Here is a 17194-nt window from a genome sequence, read left to right as displayed (position 1 = left end):
TTCGTCGAATCTTATCGTTAGCCTCTCGACCGCAACCAGTTCAGAATCACTGTTGTTGGCGCCGAATCGGGCTGGGGTCGTGGACGTGGCCAGCTTGTGCGTATTCCTGCTCGGAGAACCGCTCTCAGACCCTCTGTTATGGCTTGGAGATTGGCTTCGGCATCCCAAACACAGGCATAGCGCAAGCGTCCGGCCTGGCGGGCACCGATGTTGAGAACAGGTATGCCTACAAGTGGAGCTTCGATGACGCCGCTCGAGGAGTTGCCGGCCATGGCTTCAAACAGTTGTAGGGCTGCCAGGTAGCGCTTCTGCCCCAAGGAGGGCACAGCCCAGCTTCTCTGCGGATGTTTTTGCACAAAAGCCTCTAGTCGTGACAACAGTTGATCTCTCCCCGCATCGGCGTTGGGATGCGTGAACAGCACATTGCAGGGAGTCTCTTCTAGTGCCAGTAGCAGTGCTTCGAAGCCTGTCAGCCCCCGGTCCGGCAGCAGGGTTTCTGGGTGGTGTGTGATCAACACGTTGCATTCGCCAAAGCGAAAGCCTGTGCTCTCTTCAAAAGCTTTCCGGTTGGCGGTTGACATCGCAACCAGGCCGTCTTTCACCATTGGCCCGACATTGAAGACGTGATCAGGGGGATGGCCCATGGCGATCACGCTTTGGCGGTATGGCTCGGCGGCAGTGAAGTGCCAGGTACTGAGTTGCGTGATCGCATGGCGAAGGCGATCGTCTACAGCTCCCTTCGTCGTTTCTCCCCCATGAAGGTGCACCAAGTCGATCCCAAGAAGATGAGCAGCGGCGGCGGCGGCGAAGGCCTCGTAGCGGTCGCCCAGCAGGATGAGTAGTTCGGGTTGTAGCTCTTCCAGTGCGTTTGCGACGCCAGCCATAGCCTCAGCACTCAAAACTGCCATGGAATGGGCAGGCTTCTGATCAAGCGACAGGGTTACCTGAGCCGCCGCCTGATGGCCATCGGCTTCAATTTCTGTGAGGGTGTTGCCATGAAAGGCACTGAGATGGCTTCCACTGACGATTAGCTGAAGTTTCAGGGAGGGTTCAGTGGCGATTCCAGCGATTAGGTGCCTTAGCAGGCCGTATTCCGCTCGGCTACCGGTGAAGACGGCAATGCGCCGCTGATCTGGTGCATTAACCATCGATAGTCTCACCAGGCTGATAGTTCCGGTCAGCCCGGCGGCCAAGCAACTTCGGGAAGAGCATCGGACTCAGTCCATTACCAGGGCGTTGGCAGACCAAATCGTCTGGCTGGAAGGTCTGGCCGGCTGGGATGAAACGTGCTGCCCGCAGGCTGCGGCGGGCAACCAGGCGGGTGTTCAGTTCGGCCGCTTGGGGCTGTTTTCGGCCATCGCCGAGCATGCGTTCGCAGCTGCGGATGGCGGCCACCATGGCGGCAAAGGCCTTGGGTTCGAGGCTGGCACGGTGGTCTGGGCCAGGAAGATTCACATCCAGCGTGAGATGTTTTTCAATCACTACCGCCCCTAAGGCCACGGCTGCTAATGGGGCGGTGAGCCCCAGGGTGTGATCGGAGTATCCGACTGGACAGCCAAAAGCGCTGGCCAGAGTGCGCAGGGTTTGCAGATTGATCTGGTCTTCTGGTGCGGGGTAGGCACTGAGGCAGTGCAACACCGTGACGGCATCCCGTGTTAGGCCTGCTTCAAGAAAAATCTGGAGAGCTGCCTCCACCTCTCCGAGCGTGCTCATGCCGGTGGAGAGATACACCGGTAAGTGGGAGCTTGCTGCGGCCGTGGCCATAGCCTCCAGCAAGGGACGATGGGTGATCTCACCGGAGGGCACCTTTATCGCGCTGATCCCAAGATCCAGCAGCAGCTTCAGCTCGCTCAGCCCAAAAGCGGTGGAGAGAAAAGCAATCCCGCACTCCCGGCAGTAGGCAGCCAGCTTGTGGTGCTGGGCCGGGCTCAGCTCCAAGCGTGCCAGCATGTCGCGCTGGCTGCCGGCGCCGTCGTTGCTGGTTTGATATGCGGCCTTGGGTGCTGCCGCTGTGGCCAGGTCGGCTGCTGTGAAGGTTTGGAATTTCACCGCATCAGCCCCTGCTGTTGCCGCCGCATGTACAAGTTGCTTGGCCAGGGCAAGATCGCCGTTGTGGTTCACCCCGGCTTCAGCGATTACAACAGTGGCCATCCCATTACCCGTTTGCCAGCACTGATAACGGTGCCTGCAGGCAGCTGCAAACCCTCCCGCAGCATCGCACCGCTGCCGATGAAGCACCCTGTTCCTAGTTGCACACCGCCATTCACCAGCGCGCCGGTACTCACATGGCAGTGATCTCCCACCTGGGCATCATGCTCAATCAGAGCAAGGGTGTTCACGGTGCAGTGCAGCCCCACGGCAGCTCCGGCATTCACAATCGCCCCGTGGCCAACAACTGAGCCTTCACCAAGGGTGGCGTGGCGGCTTACGACAGCATGGGGGGAAATCACCACCGGACAGAGGAAGCCGAGATGCTTCAGCTGAGATGCAAGCTGCTGACGTGGTGCCGGATCCGGTAGCTGTCCAATGGCCAACAGCGCAGCTGGACAGGTGGATCGCAGAGTCGGCAAGTCATCATCAGTACCGAGAACGCGATAGCTAAGCACCGTTGAACCCACCTGTTCGGGCAGTCCAATCAATCCGTGGATGTGCCACTCGCCCTGCGTTTCAATTAGATCAATTAGGGAGCAAGCATGGCCACCTGCTCCAATGAGAAGCAAGGGTTTCATCGGTTCCACCCCTCTAACAACTGGGGGCTGCTGGGCAGGTTCAACAGGCGCGAGGCCTCGTCTTCGGCCGTCGCAAGATTCCCTCGCGGGGCCTGGGAATACATCGGAAGCTGACTGAGTAGTTTCCAGACCGGGCGAAGCAGCAAGCCCTCGGCATGGGCTGCTTCCAAGACCTGCAGCCTCTGTGCTTGGGCTTCGGAGGGATTTTCGTCGAGAAATCGCAGACTCATCAGCCAGTGGTTGCTGCGACACCCCTGCGGTTCATCTACGAGTTCTACGCCAGGCAGGTCTTCGAAGGCTGCTGCATAGCAGTCAGCCAGCTTCCGCTTTGCCGTAAGGCGACGCCCAAGGTCTTCCAGTTGGGCCACACCGAGGGCTGCGTTGAGGTTGGGCAGGCGGTCGTTCCAGCCGACCGCATCGTGCTCAAACTCCCAGGGATGAGGGAGCTTGGCTGTCGTGGAGAGATGACGGGCGCCTTGGGCTAACTCGGCAGAGTTGGTCAGAAGCGCCCCGCCTCCGCCAGTGGTGATCAGCTTGTTGCCGTTGAAGCTCAAGGTGCCTACGTCGCCAAACAAGCCGCAGTGGGTTCCGTTGCGCCAACTCGCGAGCGCCTCAGTGGCATCCTCGATGAGTGGCAGTTCCCAAGCTTCTGCCACTGCACGCAATTCTTCGATCAGCGCTGGATGACCGAATACATGCACAGGCAGTACAGCTGCCAGCCTTCGTCCTGTAACGCGGTTGGAAAGGACGCCATCGCGTTGTTCAGCAACGGACTCAAGCCGCTCCGCCAGCGCCTTGGGATCCATCCCGAGGCAACCTGCTTCGATATCCACAAAGTGGGGAATCGCCCCAAGATGAGCCACGGCATTGGCCGTGGCTACAAAACTCAGGGGCGGCAACAACACCTCATCGCCTGCTTGGACGCCTACAAGATGAAGAGCCAGGCGCAGCGCCACGGTGCCGTTGGTTACGGCGATCGTGTGAGCGGCGCCTGTAAGGGCACACAGCTCTTGCTCAAATCGGCTGACCCATTGCCCCGCTGTGCTCACCCAGCCGCTGTCGAGGCAGTCGTGCACGTATTCCCAGGCCTGGGTGCCCCCGAAATTTGGTTCGTGCAGGGAGATCGGCTTGTCCGGTGAGGTGCTGCCGCACACCTGTTCAAGAGCTTTGAGAATTGCTTGGGCTTGATTCATACGGCGTAGCTGCCAGGCCGATAACGCGCCAGATTGGCCGGGTCCGAAAACCATTCGGCGGTGTTCTGCAACCCCTGGCGGAAACCGCCCAATCCACCAAAGGCCGGCTGCCAACCGGTGAGCTCACGCAAGCGACTGTTGTCACCAAACAGCCTGTTCACTTCAGATGCTTCAGGTCTGAGTCTCTGTTCGTCGGTGATGATCTCCACCTCGGCATTCATCACGTCGGCGATTAATTCAGCGGTATCGCCAATGGAGATTTCAAACTGGCTGGCTGCATTGATTACTTGCCCAAGAGCAACATCGCTGGCGGCTACCGCTAGAAAGGCGGCGCAGGTATCGGAGACGTAATTGAAATCACGGGTGGGTGAGAGGGCACCTAGTGAAATTTGGTGTTGGCCTGCAGCGATTTGGCTGATGATTGTGGGGATGACAGCCCGGGTGCTCTGGCGTGGGCCATAGGTGTTGAATGGACGCAAAACTGCCACGGGCGTCTCAAAGCTGCGCCAGTAGCTCAGGGCGATTTGATCCGCTCCAATTTTGCTGGCGGCGTAGGGCGATTGCCCCACCAGTGGATGCGCTTCCGTGATGGGCACAAATTGAGCTGTGCCATAGGTTTCGGAGGTTGAGGTGTGAACCACGCGGTTAACTTCCAGGTCTCTGGCCGCTTGCACCACGTTGAGGGTTCCGTGGATGTTGGTGTCGATGTAACTGGCAGGAGCGATGTAGCTGTAAGGGATGGCAATCAGAGCAGCCAGGTGGAACACCTGATCACATCCACGCATGGCTTCGCGTACGCACAGTGGGTCACGGATGTCTCCCAACACCACCTCCAGTTCAGCCTTTGCAGCAGGAGGAAGGCTGTCCAGCCACCCCCAGCTGCCGAGCGAGTTGTAAAGACAGAAGGCACGCACTTGATGACCTGCTTTAAGCAGGGCCTCGACTAGGTGGGAGCCAATGAAGCCATCAGCTCCCGTCACCAACACACGATTCATGAGGTCTCTCCCTGGTGTTGGTAGAGCGTTTCAGCCCAGAGCCAGTCGAGGGGGGTGTCGATGTCCACAGAGCGCTCGGGAGGCATGGGATAGCCCAGGGTGTCTGGGCCGATAAAGCTGCCGTGATTCTGCAGCCAGGTGCGGTCACATAGATACATCGCACCGTTGAGGGCATAGGCCGGCTCGAGCTGTTGGCGGCAGCTTGCGGGAGCAGGCGTGACGAATGGGCTCAGTTTCCCCGAGGTTCCTAAGCGATAACTCCACTGGGGGTGTTTGCCGGTTTCGCAGACGGACACCACAGAAGGGCATTGATGCTTGCGCTGAAACGCAAGGATTCCATCAATATCCCTTTTGCTGCGAAGCGGAGATGTGGGCTGTAGCAACAGCACTTGGCTCACCTCGGCCAACTGCTCGAGGGCATGGAGAACTGGCGCAATCCCCGGTGTGTCGTCCGCAGCCAGCTCCGGCGGACGCAGAAAGGGCACCTCTGCACCCCATCGTTGGGCAACCTCAGCAATAGCTGGATCATCGGTGCTCACAACCACCCGTTTAAGGGCAGGGATGGCCAAGGCCGCCTGAATGGTGTGGGCGATCAGAGGTTTGTCGACCAGTTGACGGATGTTCTTGCCTGGGATTCCCTTGGAGCCGCCACGGGCTGGGATGAGCGCCAGAAGTGTCATTCCATTCCGTAGATCGACGCCACCAATGCCATGCTGCGGTTGGCTTCCTTTAGGCTGGGCAGCATGGTGGATTGGCCTTTGGCGGCTTGGATTGCCGCCTGGGCCTGCCGCAACAATCCGGGTTTGAACTGCTGATCGAGTGGATCTCTGGCTTGGAGCTCTGGCTGGCGTGAACCGGCTCTTTGCAGATTGAGTTGCTCGATGGGCCGAAGCTCTGCTCGCAGGGGTGTTGTAGATACGGCCACACTCCACGGACCAGGGGCATTCCATACGGCTTGATAGAGGCCGATGTCGCCCGAACTGAATTGGAGATGGGCGATGACTGGGCCAGGCTTGTTTGGTTTCCAGGGCGTAAGAATCTCCGTGCCAATGTGGTCTCCGCGACAGAGCTGGGCGAAGTAATCGATCAGGTGGATCGAGTTGGCATACATCCAGTTGTGCACGACCTCTGCTGGTTGGCCTGCGGCCAGGGCACTCTCCGCATCCTCTTGGTCGAGGATTGTCACGACTCGCTGCCCCTCAGTGCTTTGAAGCGCGTTCTGCAACTGAAGGGTTGATCCGTAGAAGCGCCGGTTTAGCGCCACGTAGGCCTTTGCCCCAAGGGCAGCAGCCGTCCGCTCGATTTGGCGCGCCTGCGTCAGCGTGTATCCAACTGGTTTCTCGATCAGTAGTGTCCAGGGATGCTTAAAGGCCTGTTCGCAGATGGTTTGACAGGCCAATTCCGGCACCGCGATCACCACAAGATCAGCATTGGTCTGGCTGTGGAGGGACTCAATGGTGGGAAAAACTTCCAGCCCTGGGTTGAGCGTTGATAGGGCTTCGGCGCGGTGAGTGCTGCGGCTGTGAATACCCACCAACTCGACGTCAGGGCAGGAAGCGAAGGCATATATGTGTTCCGAGGCCATGTACCCGGCGCCCACAAAAGCCACGCGCAAAGCGGAGGTTGAACCCATCAGGCCAGCATCAAGAGAGAGAGCTGCGCCTCTTGCTCATGGCAGGGCAGGCGCTCGCCGCTCATGGTGACACGACCTGCATGATTGGCTTGGATCCAAGCAGTAGATAGCCAGTTGGTGTAGGGATCTGCCGCAAAAGCATGCAGATCCATGGGCCAGAGCAAAGGTCCTGTCTCGATCTGCCAACCAGATGGATTGCTCCGGTGGTTCCAGTGGCGCAGAGGTGCCTGAAGGCGCAATAGCCCTCCGTTGAGCTCCAACTCGACAAAAATGTTCAGCGTGGGGAGGGGATGAGGAATAGCTGCCAGGGTTTCGGGCCGTAATGGTTTGGCCAGGCAAGTGCTCAGCTCCCAGCGGAGAGTTTTGAACGTGTGATTGTGCGGTTGAGTGTTGTCACTCGGAACATTGGGCTGGTCACGATCCAAAGCCCGTCGCTGGATGGTGTGTTCCAGATGCCCAGCGATTAGCTGAAAGCTGTAAGGCGGCTGCTTGAGTAGGGGGCCGTCTGTTGCATACATGCGGCCGGCTGGGACAGCTGCTGCCAGAACGTATGACATGCCATTCGCATCGCCTGGCGGATACCAGTCCAAAACGGCATCAAGTTGAAAACAACCATGACTAGCCTCCGTTTGGGTAATCCAGTGCAAATAACTTGATGCGAAATGAATGCCATTTGGCACTTTCATAGATCTGATCACGCCCAGGGAAACACCTCTGGATCATCGTCAGGAATGCCGGCTAACTTCACAGATATGCCACCTTTGCGATAGGAGTGATAGGCGGCTACTAAGGTTTTTACAGCGAGAGTGGCGTCTTGTAGCGTCGGATAATTTTCGCCTTTAATAAGGGCCTCCAAGACAGCTTTGGTCGAATCGACAAGCTCCACAGGTTTGATTTTTTGCTCCTCAATGAAAACCGGCATTCCGTAGCGACTAGTGGGAGCTTCGTGATGCTCAGGCTGTCGAACAATGGTGGCCATTGTTCCTGTGAGTTCGTCAATGGTGATTCGTCCATTTCGGCTCATATATGTCACCTGTACGCCGTGTCCTTGGTCAGAAGAGGCGTCGATGTAAAGCCGTTTCCCTGACTCAGTAGTGACTCGGATGCAACCAGACATGTCTTCAAATTGTGATCCGCGAGGATTCGCAAGGGTTTCCGAATCAAACCAAGCGGAAACCTCTTTTGGAGCTTCATCAGCCATAAAGCGAAAAGCCTCTAGGTAATGTGTACCATTCATGGCCAATCCGAAATTTCCTGCTGTCACTGTCATGGCTTTGAAGCCTCCATAGGCTGCTGAAGTCGATAACATTTTAGGCAACTGATATTGCGGCAGATATCGCATTTGGTGGTTTACTGCAATTTTTGCCTGATTCTTTCTACAGGCTTCGTGAATTGTTATGCAGTCACATAAAGATGTCGCAACTGGTTTCTCAAGTAGAATATAAGGTACTCCAGCATATATCGCTTGAAGCGCCTGCTTTGCATGGCAGTTTGCTGTTGTCGCGATAACGATAAGATCAGGTATATGGTTTTCTAGTAAGCTTTCGAGAGTGTTATATGATTCTGGTGCATTCAATCCTTGCCATTCATTTATAACTTGCTTGCATCGAGCCTCTGAAATGTCTACAATGGCGGATAATTTTAATCCGAGACTTTCAATTACTTGAGCATGTCTTTGCCCCATTCGACCACAGCCGACAATGCAGGCATCTAGGTGTTTGGCTGAGGGCATAATCGACATCGGCTTCACTTATTTTATCTTATTACAAAAATGTTGATTTAGTTGTCCTGTGGGCATTGAAAGATATAGATATTCAAGATATTTTATTCTCTTATCCTTGAAAGTCATCTACTTAAGAAGTTGACTATATAATCGTATTGACTTCCTATTAACGCCTTGCTTTCAAGATATTCTGATTTACGAGCCGGATGAGCTTTGTTTTCATAAACAATATAATGTCTTATTTTACTGTCTTTTCTCACGTTTGCAGGCACCATTTCTTCTACCTTCGGAAAAGTTCTATATATTTTTCTTGTTTTCATACATTCTTCTGCATAACCCTTGCTGACATAGAATATCTTTTCATAAAATCGGTATGCTGAGTACAGTATTGTAGAAAGGCCTGAAAGTATGAATTTGCACTGATTCATATCACTTTCCAGTGTTATTTTATTTGGCATGCTTAGTAATATGTTGATCTCATGCTTGATACTCTTGGATATTAGTCTTTTGAGCTCTTTTATTATGTTGATTATTTGTTTAGTGTTGCCTGGATGAGGCCTTACTCTTAAAATAGTTATATTATGTTCTTTAATTACCCAGACTATATCATTAATCAAATAGTTATAACCTTTACCGCTACAGCCAATATCAAGTGCGATCAACAAGGTTTTATCGTAATTGACGATACTTTTCTTGAATTTAGGATATGACAATACATCTTGGTCGTAATATATTGTTGAGTCGAAATATCTTGTATAGTGATTGGTCCATTCTATTGTTGGGCAATAAATTCTATCCAATTTAGATAACTCGAAATCATTATTGAACTCATCAGGTGATTGCAATAATATATTATACCATTGATTAAAGTCATAATACATTCGTCTATTTATACCTTTTGGCCGAAGCGTGCTTCTTTGATCATAGTGTTGATATTCCATAAACGATGGTCTTGTTAATGAGTAACCTATTTTTATTGCCTCGCATTTAAGATTATTTAATAAATTAATAATGAATCGTTGCTTATGTCCATGTGTACAGCTCACAATTAAGGCACATTTTTTAATTATTTGGAGAATCTGTAAAAGCTCATTTAATTCTTCTACTTTATCTAGGCAAAGTATTTTTAGTTTGCATTGGGGAAGAAAAGAATCTCTAATTTTTAATATTAATTCTGATCTATCTTCTTCTTTTATTAACACTATCACGTCAAATAAAGTGCTCAGCTTTAGCAGAATATGTACTGGATATATATCTAGAAAAGAATTATAATTTTCTACGCAGACAACTATTGTATTTTGCTGTTTACTCATGATTCTTTCCACCTATATATTATATTTTTTGTGTAAGCAATACAAATCGCCATAATTAATCCTCGAAGCAGTTGCAAGTTGTTTTTAAGTTCTGACACCCCAAGCCTGCTATTACCGTATAACCTTTTTTCGCAGTTAATCTCTATATTCTTTATATCTAGATTGTCAATATAGTAATCAAAGATATGCACTAATCCAAAGCAATTGTCATGGGCTTCTATTTTTTCGTAAGGATAATCTGTCAGCTTAAAACCTTTCATCCCACAATAAACATCATGAATTCCAAAAAATATATTACATATGTGGGAGGATAATTTTTCAATCGGTCTTTGAATCATATTCCCTCGATCTCCTACTGCCGCACTGTATCCACCCTTTAATGAAGAAATAAAGTCAGGTATACTCTCTGTCGGATGTTGTCCATCACCATCAATAAATAATAGTATTTCATATTTTTGTTTATGAGCGTATTTAACTGCTTCATCAATAGTTAGGCTGTAACCAACATTTCTTTCACCTTTAATAATTTCACATGCTTCTTCTTCACAAATCTCTTGGGTCTGGTCACTTGAACAATCATTCAATACCAGGACATCTCCATATTCAAAACAATTTCTTATTACAGACCTAATACTTTTTTCTTCATTATACGCTGGAATGGCTATTAGAATATCTTTCATTTTTCAAGATTACATTCGTGAATACTTTCTCCTTCTTCAATATCAGTGACAAGACTTTTCCCTATTACTTTCTTTACTTCGCTTGGACTAAGTGAACCTTCTGGACATGGCCTTAAATAATCTAGATCTTCCAATGTAATTACTTGACCTTTTTTAAGCGGCTTATTACTTCTGATGCTTCTTCTTTGTACTATTTTGGAAGAGAGCTCATTGTTTTCCACTTTCTTTTCAAAGCTTCCCATATTACTTTCCAATTCATTGACCAATTTTACCATCTCTATCCATTTTGTAGGAGTTAAGGAGAATGAATGATCTGGCCCTTCAAGACTATTGTCCAATGTAAAATGCTTTTCTATAATTTTTGCCCCTAAAGCAACTGCACCAAGTACAGAAGTATGAGTCTTAGTGTGATCACTTAGACCCAATATCAGTCCTGGAAATATCTTTCTATATGTTCTTAGGACGTTTAAATTTATATAATTCATATTCTCCTCCGCTCCAGTATAATTAGTGTTGCACTGCAGCAATGCAACATTTTTATTGTGCTTAGTTGCCACTTCAACGGCAATTTCAACCTCATCCATATTTGAGGCTCCAGTGGCCATAATAACTGGCTTATTTTTCTTTGCGATATATGCAATTAACTGAGTCCATGTTATGTCCCCAGATCCTATTTTATATGCGGGCACAAATTCATCAATATGGTCAACTAATTCAAATGAATATGGACTTGAGAAAAAACTAATTCCTGCTTTTTTGCAGGTATCACTTAGTATTTTTGTCCATTCAGTTGAAATTGAGGCATCTTCATATACTTCATAAACAGTCTTTTTCCATTTTGATTGGTGTGCCAGTTTTCCTGCAAGATCCTTAAAACCCTTATTACTCACTATTGTCTTTGCATTGAAATGTTGGAATTTTGCAGCGTGTGCACCTGCCTCTTTAGCTGAGTAAATTAAGTCGATTGCTTTATTTAAGTTTCCGTCGTGATTTGCTGCAATATCGGCTATGAAGTATGTATTACTATTCTGATTTATCTCAAATCCATCAATAACTATGGATTGAGCTCCCTCAGCTAAATTTATATTCATTGGCGCAAAGCTGAATGTTTTGCTCAAGGCTCATTAATTCTACACCAGATGCTTCTACTAGCTTACGTCCATCTAAAGACATATCAGTTGGTCTTTTGATTGGGGAATTTTGCTGTTCGTATTTAGTAACTATAATCGTTTTGGTACTTACCCCTACTGTTTCTGCGAAGTGTACCGCAAAGTCTAATTTACTCAATTTTGTAGTTGATCCCACATTAAATACTCCTGTCATGCATTTCTCCATTGCCACGATCACTATCTTTGCTAATTCATTCATGTGTATTGGTGTAAATAATACATTTTCGTGCAGACAAATATTTTCTTTCGCTTTTAATTTGTTGAAGATCCAATCTGTGTAGCTTATTTTCTTATCGCTCTTTGATCTGCCAAAAAAGTTAGTTCTTAGTATGATTGTATGATTTATATCAAGATAACTTTCGCCCAGCAACTTAGTTTTTCCGTAGTGATTAAGAGGTTTTGGATCCATTCCCTCATCATACCAACTTGATCCAGAGTATATCTGGTCCGTAGATATATGTATGGTATATATAGTCTTTCCACACAGCTTTTGTGCTGCTTGGATTACTGCAGGTACTAGAGAGTTCAATTTGTACGCAAGATTGATATTATGCTCACATCCGTCTACATTGGTGTAGCCATATGTATTGATAATTGTTTTGGGATTTTCATTTTTAAAAATCTTGATCCAATCTTGTATTGACAAGACATCGAATACAATTTCATTGTCTTCTGACTTTCCTGCGCTTATTGGCTGCCACTTATGACTTAATGAATTTATTAAATGACTTCCAAGAAGCCCCTTTCCCCCTAAAACTATTATTTTCTCTTTGCTCATAGCGAACCTAATGTCTTTTTTAATATCTTTGCTTGCGCTTGTGCTTTATGCGTAGATTTTTCCCAGTAATTTGTCTTAAACTGAAATAATCTTGGCTGTAAACTTTCTGCAATTGGACAAGAACCCTTTTTATATGTTTTTTGCGCTTCTTTAGTAAGTAAGTTTTCTCTTCCCAGTAGTTTGTTGTTTTGGAACATAGGCTCTAGATATGTTAGTTCCCATGCAGCGTATACAGGGTCTCCGCCAAACTCAATAAATGTGTTTCTTATGTCGTACCAGCTCAAGTCTTCTCTCTCGTTAACACATGCCCATGTCCAATATGAATGTTCACAGTTTTTTGGCACTGATTGTGGACGAAACCAATTATGGTATTGCTCTGTTTCATTTAAATATATATTTGCTACATCTACTCTTCGTTGTACTAGCTCTTCCATCCTCTCAACTTGGCCAAGGGCTACAGCACTACAAAGTTCCGGCATTCTATAATTCCATCCCATACTTACATGTCGTTTATATTTTGGGTCTTGTATATCTATCTTTGAAATTTTGCTTTTTTTTGCACTCACCCCAGCATAACCTAATGATTGAATTTGCCTAATTTTTTCAGCTAATTGATCATTATCTGTTGTCACCATGCCACCTTCACCACTAGTTAAGTGCTTAGAGCTTTGAAAACTATAACTGGCACAATCTCCTATTTTCCCAGCCCAATCGTTGTCATACTTACCATAAAAGCACTCAGCATTATCCTCTATTACTGCTATATTGTGTTCGTCCGCAATTCTTTTTATCTCCTTCATTTCAGCGCTTAATCCATATAATGAAACGGTTATTATTGCCTTTGTTCTATTAGTAATTCTCTTTTTTATGGATTCCGGATCAATATTAAATGTTGCCTCTAGTACATCTGCAAATATCGGCGTAGCATTGGCTTGAAGTACTGCAAACGTGGTCGCTGACATTGTCAGTGGTGGCACTATAACTTCATCACCTACTCCAATCCCCAGTGCTTCTAAAGCACAATGCATAGTAGCTGTTCCATTTACAAATGAGATTGCGTGCTTTACTCGATATTTTAGACAAAATAAATCTTCTAGCTTTTTCATGTAATACGCACCGCTAGAGGACCTGAATTCTTTATTAAGAACATCTAATACATATTTTTCTTCGTTTTTGGAAATTCGTCCAGCCATGACTCTTGCACTCACTTCTGGCATTCTAATAAGTCAGGTTCTTATCGCGGCCATTTTGTTGGATTTATCAGGTCTTCATCAACTTTAAAATGTGGGTATTTTTTTTGCCTTGTTGCACTTAGTCTTTCAAGAGCAACAATTAATTCTTTTAGCTGACGGCTTGTTTCTATGCCGATAACAAAACTTTCAATATTTTGATCCAGAATATAAGAAAGTGCTAATTCTTTTCTAGTCATATTTCTTTCTTTGGCTTCGTCTTCAAGCTGCTCAAATATGTCTTGCCACTTCTCAAAGTGACTTCCTAACTTGTCTAAATCTTTGAGCAATAAACCCTGCAGAAAAACTGATCTTGCTTGTATAATTTTCTTGTTTTTTATCGCATGTTCTATAAAGCCTGCCATTTCGAAACTTCTGTCTAAGATATTTATGGGAACTTGAAAAACATCTAATTGCTTATCTTCTGCCGCTTTGATGATATCATTCGGTCGATACATTGACACCCCGAATTGATAAACTTTCCCAGAATTTTTAAGCTCACCTATGGCTTCTTGTATTGCTTCTTTATGTATATTGTAGTCTTTATGATTATGAAGGAATATTCTATGTATAGAGTCTATTCTTAGTTCGGCAAGAGTTCTTTCTACATTATTTATTACAAAAGTTCTGATTTCTTTCTTGGTATCTCCTTCTACTCTTGGTATCTTTGAGCCAATTTCAAAGTCTTGCACACCTGCTTTTCCAAGTTTTATGTGCGCATCTCCGTAAGACATTGCAGTGTCAATTTTTTTTATATTATTGCCTCTGGCTATGTCTAAAATTCTCCTTATTTCATCTAAGTCGGGTATCCCATTTTTGTTATTTACTCCATAGTTTAATCCAAATTGTGCTGTTCCGATCCCAAGTTTCATGCTTGTATGTTGTTAGTGATCCATAATTTGAGATCAGAAATACTCATCCAATGATCATTTGCTGAGCTTTCGTATCTAAAGTCTTCGTCAACTTTTACACCACCTTTTATTCTATCTATATTATCTCCCCACTGTGGCATATGTGGAAGAATTTTGTAGTAATCCCTATATTCATAGACAAAATCAGCATCATGAGCACTGATCATCTCTTCATGGAGTTTTTCTCCTGCGCGCTTGCCAATTATCTTGATATCGGCATCAGGAGCTATGGCTTTTGCTATATCCATTATTGACATAGAGGGAATCTTTTTCACATACGTTTCGCCTCCTTCGCAGTCTTCTAATGCATGCAGAACTAAACTGATACCTTGTTCAAGCGTGATCATAAATCGTGTCATGTCTGGATGTGTTATCGGTAGCACACCCTGATTTTTTATCTTATGAAAAAATGGTATTACCGAACCTCTAGATCCCATCACATTTCCATATCGGACAACGCTAAAGATAGTGTTATTTTCACCACTATAACTATTAGCTGCTATAAACGTTTTATCCGAGGCTAGTTTTGTTGCTCCGTATAAGTTAATTGGACTTGATGCCTTATCCGTCGAGAGTGCTATTACTTTTTTGACGTTATTGTCAATTGCACAGTCAATAACGTTCATCGCTCCATTTATATTCGTTTTAATACACTCAAATGGATTATATTCTGCCGTTGGAACAATCTTCTGGGCTGCGGCATGTATGACAAAATCAACATCGCTTAGGGCTCTATTTAGTCTTTCTTTGTCGCGAACGTCTCCTAAAAAAAATCGTATATTACTGTATTCTTTGAATTCCTGGGCCATATTCCATTGCTTCATTTCGTCCCTTGAGAAAATTATTAGTTTTTTTATACTTGTCTTTTCTAATATATATTTGCTGAATTTCTTGCCAAATGATCCCGTTCCACCTGTAACAAGAACTACTGCATCATCGACTATGCTTCTCACCTAAGTTGTCTCTTCTTCGTCCCATCCTACTATACGAACCGACACGTCTACCGTTGGCTCTTTATGGAATTCAGTCAGTCTGTCTTAGCGGTAGTTCAGGCTCGATTATCTTCACGACGCTTCCCTTCAAAAGTTTTATATCCGATATATGACAATATACCTCTTATACATATGATATTAAAGCGTATTTCAAGTTCCCGTCATATTGATAATATAGTTGTTGCTACTACATGTGATTTAAGTGATGATCAATTGGTCAACTGGCTTAAGGCCAATGACTATAACTATTTTCGCGGTTCTGTCTCGAATGTACTTGAGAGATTCTATTTAGCCTCTACTCCCTTTAGTCCATCTATCATAGTAAGGATAACTGCTGATGATCCATTCAAGGATTCGGATATTATTGATTTAGCAATACAGACTATTCTTTCAGAACCTAAATATGATTATGTATCGAATACTATTATCCCTACTTTTCCCGAAGGCTTGGATATTGAAGTATTTACATTTAATGCCCTACAGCATGCCTACCAAAATGCTCGTCTTGCTTCTGATCTAGAGCACGTGACTCCTTATATTTGGACCAAACCAAATATATTTAATCTATTTAATTTTACAAATGCTCTAGACCTTAGTGCATATCGATTGACTATAGATTATCCAGTCGACCTTGCCACTACTTATAAAATTCTGAATTATTTTGATGGTGATATATACGTCCCGGCACAGAATATCTTGCGCGAGATCTCTACAGGCTCACTGCTACTTGATCAAACTTGCGTCATCAGAAATGAAGGTTATATCAATTCTCTCCAGAGTGATGTGCCTAATTAAACTTTCACTAATTTGTTGATAGCTTGTATGAAGCCCTTGTTGTTCAATCTTTTTATTCGCTCCTTCATTAATACATCTTTCTTCTCCTTTTGAATGCCTATCTTGGAGCTAAAGTAATTTGTATATCCAAGAAGTCTCAGCGCTAAAGCTGCACTCATAAATGACTGACTTAGTTGGTCATCGTAACCCAGGCTCTTTGCATATATCAATAAATTTTCCTTGTATTCATTCAGATTTGGGAATCGATGCCATTCATGATCCGCCTGGTTGTTCGGACGCACATGGCCTGTTCCTCTCATCAAGTAGTATTCATCTACTTTAATATGTTTTGCTTCTAGGCATAAGGCTAGAGATGATGCCAATTCTTCCATGTTGGGATTTCCAATTCTTGTATAATTTTCATTAAATACTTTTTTCCACAAGGACATCGGTGTAATGCAGAATTGAAAAACTCTGTAGTTTTTGATCATTTCAAGGATCTTTTCTTCTCTACTCCCACTGATTATTTCCAGCTGGAGATGTAATTTATGTCGAAACATTATGTTCTTCATGTTTTTTGTCATTCCAACAGGTCTGCTTCCTGCCAATAAGTCAGGATAGTGAATCCATAAGGCATTACCGAATCCTATACTCTCTAAGGGGCTTTGTTTTAGTTTACCAATTGCTTTCTCGCATCCATCTGGAAGTGCAAAATCATCGTCTCCTAAATACATTATGTAGTCGGTTTTGGCTTTAATCCCTGCGAGAACAAATGACTCCGCCATGGTAATTTTTGGCTTCCAGTAATAATCAACAAAATCATATTGTGATGCGACCTTGTTCTGTTTATCGCTACCATCCACCAGAATAAATCTTCCTTCAAAATTTATGGAATCTAGGTATTCGCACGTAATTTGAATGTTGCTTTCTCTATTCATCGTCGGCGTAAATATGCTCAGCTGACTCGTCATTTTAGTTGATTTTTTTAATTTTATTAATTTTAGCATGTCACGTTCTATATTCGAGCTCTCTTCCTCTGTCAACTAAGATTCCGTATTCGTTTCACCAATTATGT

Annotated in this window: 18 protein-coding genes; 1 reads left to right on the top strand and 17 read right to left on the bottom strand. The window is 45.8% G+C overall.

Annotation, left to right across the window (positions count from 1 at the left end; translation table 11 throughout):
* Positions 1-17 precede the first annotated feature (17 nt).
* The 16 genes from neuC to pseB all read right to left on the bottom strand — a co-directional run bounded on the left by neuC (position 18) and on the right by pseB (position 15306).
* The gene (gene neuC, locus Q3Y53_RS01010) at positions 18-1148 is read right to left on the bottom strand and encodes a UDP-N-acetylglucosamine 2-epimerase (RefSeq protein ID WP_303531837.1); all 1131 of its coding nucleotides are present in this window, start codon (positions 1146-1148) and stop codon (positions 18-20) included.
* Positions 1141-2151 (bottom strand): N-acetylneuraminate synthase, encoded by a 1011-nt coding sequence (gene neuB, locus Q3Y53_RS01005; RefSeq protein ID WP_303531835.1) that lies wholly within the window; start codon positions 2149-2151, stop codon positions 1141-1143. The genes neuC and neuB overlap by 8 nt, the downstream gene beginning before the upstream one ends.
* Positions 2136-2729, bottom strand: coding sequence for a NeuD/PglB/VioB family sugar acetyltransferase (locus tag Q3Y53_RS01000; RefSeq protein WP_303531833.1), 594 nt, complete (start codon positions 2727-2729; stop codon positions 2136-2138). The genes neuB and Q3Y53_RS01000 overlap by 16 nt, the downstream gene beginning before the upstream one ends.
* Entirely contained in the window at positions 2726-3922 is a 1197-nt protein-coding gene (locus Q3Y53_RS00995; RefSeq protein ID WP_303531831.1) for a LegC family aminotransferase, read from the bottom strand. The genes Q3Y53_RS01000 and Q3Y53_RS00995 overlap by 4 nt, the downstream gene beginning before the upstream one ends.
* Entirely contained in the window at positions 3919-4917 is a 999-nt protein-coding gene (locus Q3Y53_RS00990) for an NAD-dependent 4,6-dehydratase LegB (RefSeq protein WP_303531828.1), read from the bottom strand. Before Q3Y53_RS00990 ends, Q3Y53_RS00995 begins: the two co-directional genes overlap by 4 nt.
* The gene (locus tag Q3Y53_RS00985) at positions 4914-5597 is read right to left on the bottom strand and encodes an acylneuraminate cytidylyltransferase family protein (RefSeq protein ID WP_303531826.1); all 684 of its coding nucleotides are present in this window, start codon (positions 5595-5597) and stop codon (positions 4914-4916) included. The genes Q3Y53_RS00990 and Q3Y53_RS00985 overlap by 4 nt, the downstream gene beginning before the upstream one ends.
* Positions 5594-6550: a Gfo/Idh/MocA family protein gene (locus Q3Y53_RS00980; protein WP_303531823.1), complete on the bottom strand. Its 957-nt coding sequence runs from the start codon at positions 6548-6550 to the stop codon at positions 5594-5596. Before Q3Y53_RS00980 ends, Q3Y53_RS00985 begins: the two co-directional genes overlap by 4 nt.
* Positions 6550-7107: a hypothetical protein gene (locus Q3Y53_RS00975; protein ID WP_303531820.1), complete on the bottom strand. Its 558-nt coding sequence runs from the start codon at positions 7105-7107 to the stop codon at positions 6550-6552. Before Q3Y53_RS00975 ends, Q3Y53_RS00980 begins: the two co-directional genes overlap by 1 nt.
* A 137-nt stretch (positions 7108-7244) precedes the next feature.
* Positions 7245-8291 carry a Gfo/Idh/MocA family protein gene (locus Q3Y53_RS00970; RefSeq protein ID WP_303532735.1) on the bottom strand — a complete coding sequence of 349 codons (1047 nt, stop codon included), beginning with the start codon at positions 8289-8291 and terminating at the stop codon, positions 7245-7247.
* Between the two features lie 104 nt (positions 8292-8395).
* Positions 8396-9586: a hypothetical protein gene (locus Q3Y53_RS00965; RefSeq protein ID WP_303531819.1), complete on the bottom strand. Its 1191-nt coding sequence runs from the start codon at positions 9584-9586 to the stop codon at positions 8396-8398.
* A complete protein-coding gene (locus tag Q3Y53_RS00960; RefSeq protein ID WP_303531817.1) occupies positions 9583-10266 on the bottom strand; it encodes a glycosyltransferase in 684 nt (227 codons plus the stop codon). Before Q3Y53_RS00960 ends, Q3Y53_RS00965 begins: the two co-directional genes overlap by 4 nt.
* Positions 10263-11384, bottom strand: coding sequence for an N-acetylneuraminate synthase family protein (locus tag Q3Y53_RS00955; RefSeq protein ID WP_303531816.1), 1122 nt, complete (start codon positions 11382-11384; stop codon positions 10263-10265). The genes Q3Y53_RS00960 and Q3Y53_RS00955 overlap by 4 nt, the downstream gene beginning before the upstream one ends.
* Positions 11338-12213: a sugar nucleotide-binding protein gene (locus Q3Y53_RS00950; protein ID WP_303531814.1), complete on the bottom strand. Its 876-nt coding sequence runs from the start codon at positions 12211-12213 to the stop codon at positions 11338-11340. Before Q3Y53_RS00950 ends, Q3Y53_RS00955 begins: the two co-directional genes overlap by 47 nt.
* Positions 12210-13406, bottom strand: a complete 1197-nt coding sequence (locus tag Q3Y53_RS00945; protein WP_303531812.1) for a DegT/DnrJ/EryC1/StrS aminotransferase family protein — start codon at positions 13404-13406, stop codon at positions 12210-12212. Before Q3Y53_RS00945 ends, Q3Y53_RS00950 begins: the two co-directional genes overlap by 4 nt.
* Positions 13407-13447: 41 nt before the next feature.
* On the bottom strand, positions 13448-14314 hold the full coding sequence (locus Q3Y53_RS00940) for an aldo/keto reductase (RefSeq protein ID WP_303531810.1): 867 nt from the start codon (positions 14312-14314) through the stop codon (positions 13448-13450).
* Positions 14311-15306 carry a UDP-N-acetylglucosamine 4,6-dehydratase (inverting) gene (gene pseB / locus Q3Y53_RS00935; RefSeq protein ID WP_303531808.1) on the bottom strand — a complete coding sequence of 332 codons (996 nt, stop codon included), beginning with the start codon at positions 15304-15306 and terminating at the stop codon, positions 14311-14313. Before pseB ends, Q3Y53_RS00940 begins: the two co-directional genes overlap by 4 nt.
* 63 nt (positions 15307-15369) lie before the next feature.
* Here pseB and Q3Y53_RS00930 point away from each other — a divergent pair, with 63 nt between their 5' ends.
* A complete protein-coding gene (locus Q3Y53_RS00930; RefSeq protein ID WP_303531806.1) occupies positions 15370-16140 on the top strand; it encodes a hypothetical protein in 771 nt (256 codons plus the stop codon).
* On the opposite strand, the gene Q3Y53_RS00925 is transcribed toward Q3Y53_RS00930, so the two are convergent.
* The gene (locus tag Q3Y53_RS00925; protein WP_303531805.1) at positions 16137-17162 is read right to left on the bottom strand and encodes a hypothetical protein; all 1026 of its coding nucleotides are present in this window, start codon (positions 17160-17162) and stop codon (positions 16137-16139) included. The two genes, Q3Y53_RS00930 and Q3Y53_RS00925, sit on opposite strands and share 4 nt — an antisense overlap.
* Positions 17163-17194 lie beyond the last annotated feature (32 nt).

It is taken from the genome of Synechococcus sp. YX-04-1 (genome assembly GCF_030546365.1).
Classification (GTDB): Bacteria; Cyanobacteriota; Cyanobacteriia; order PCC-6307; family Cyanobiaceae; genus Parasynechococcus.
This window is presented reverse-complemented; position numbering and strand designations above follow the sequence as displayed.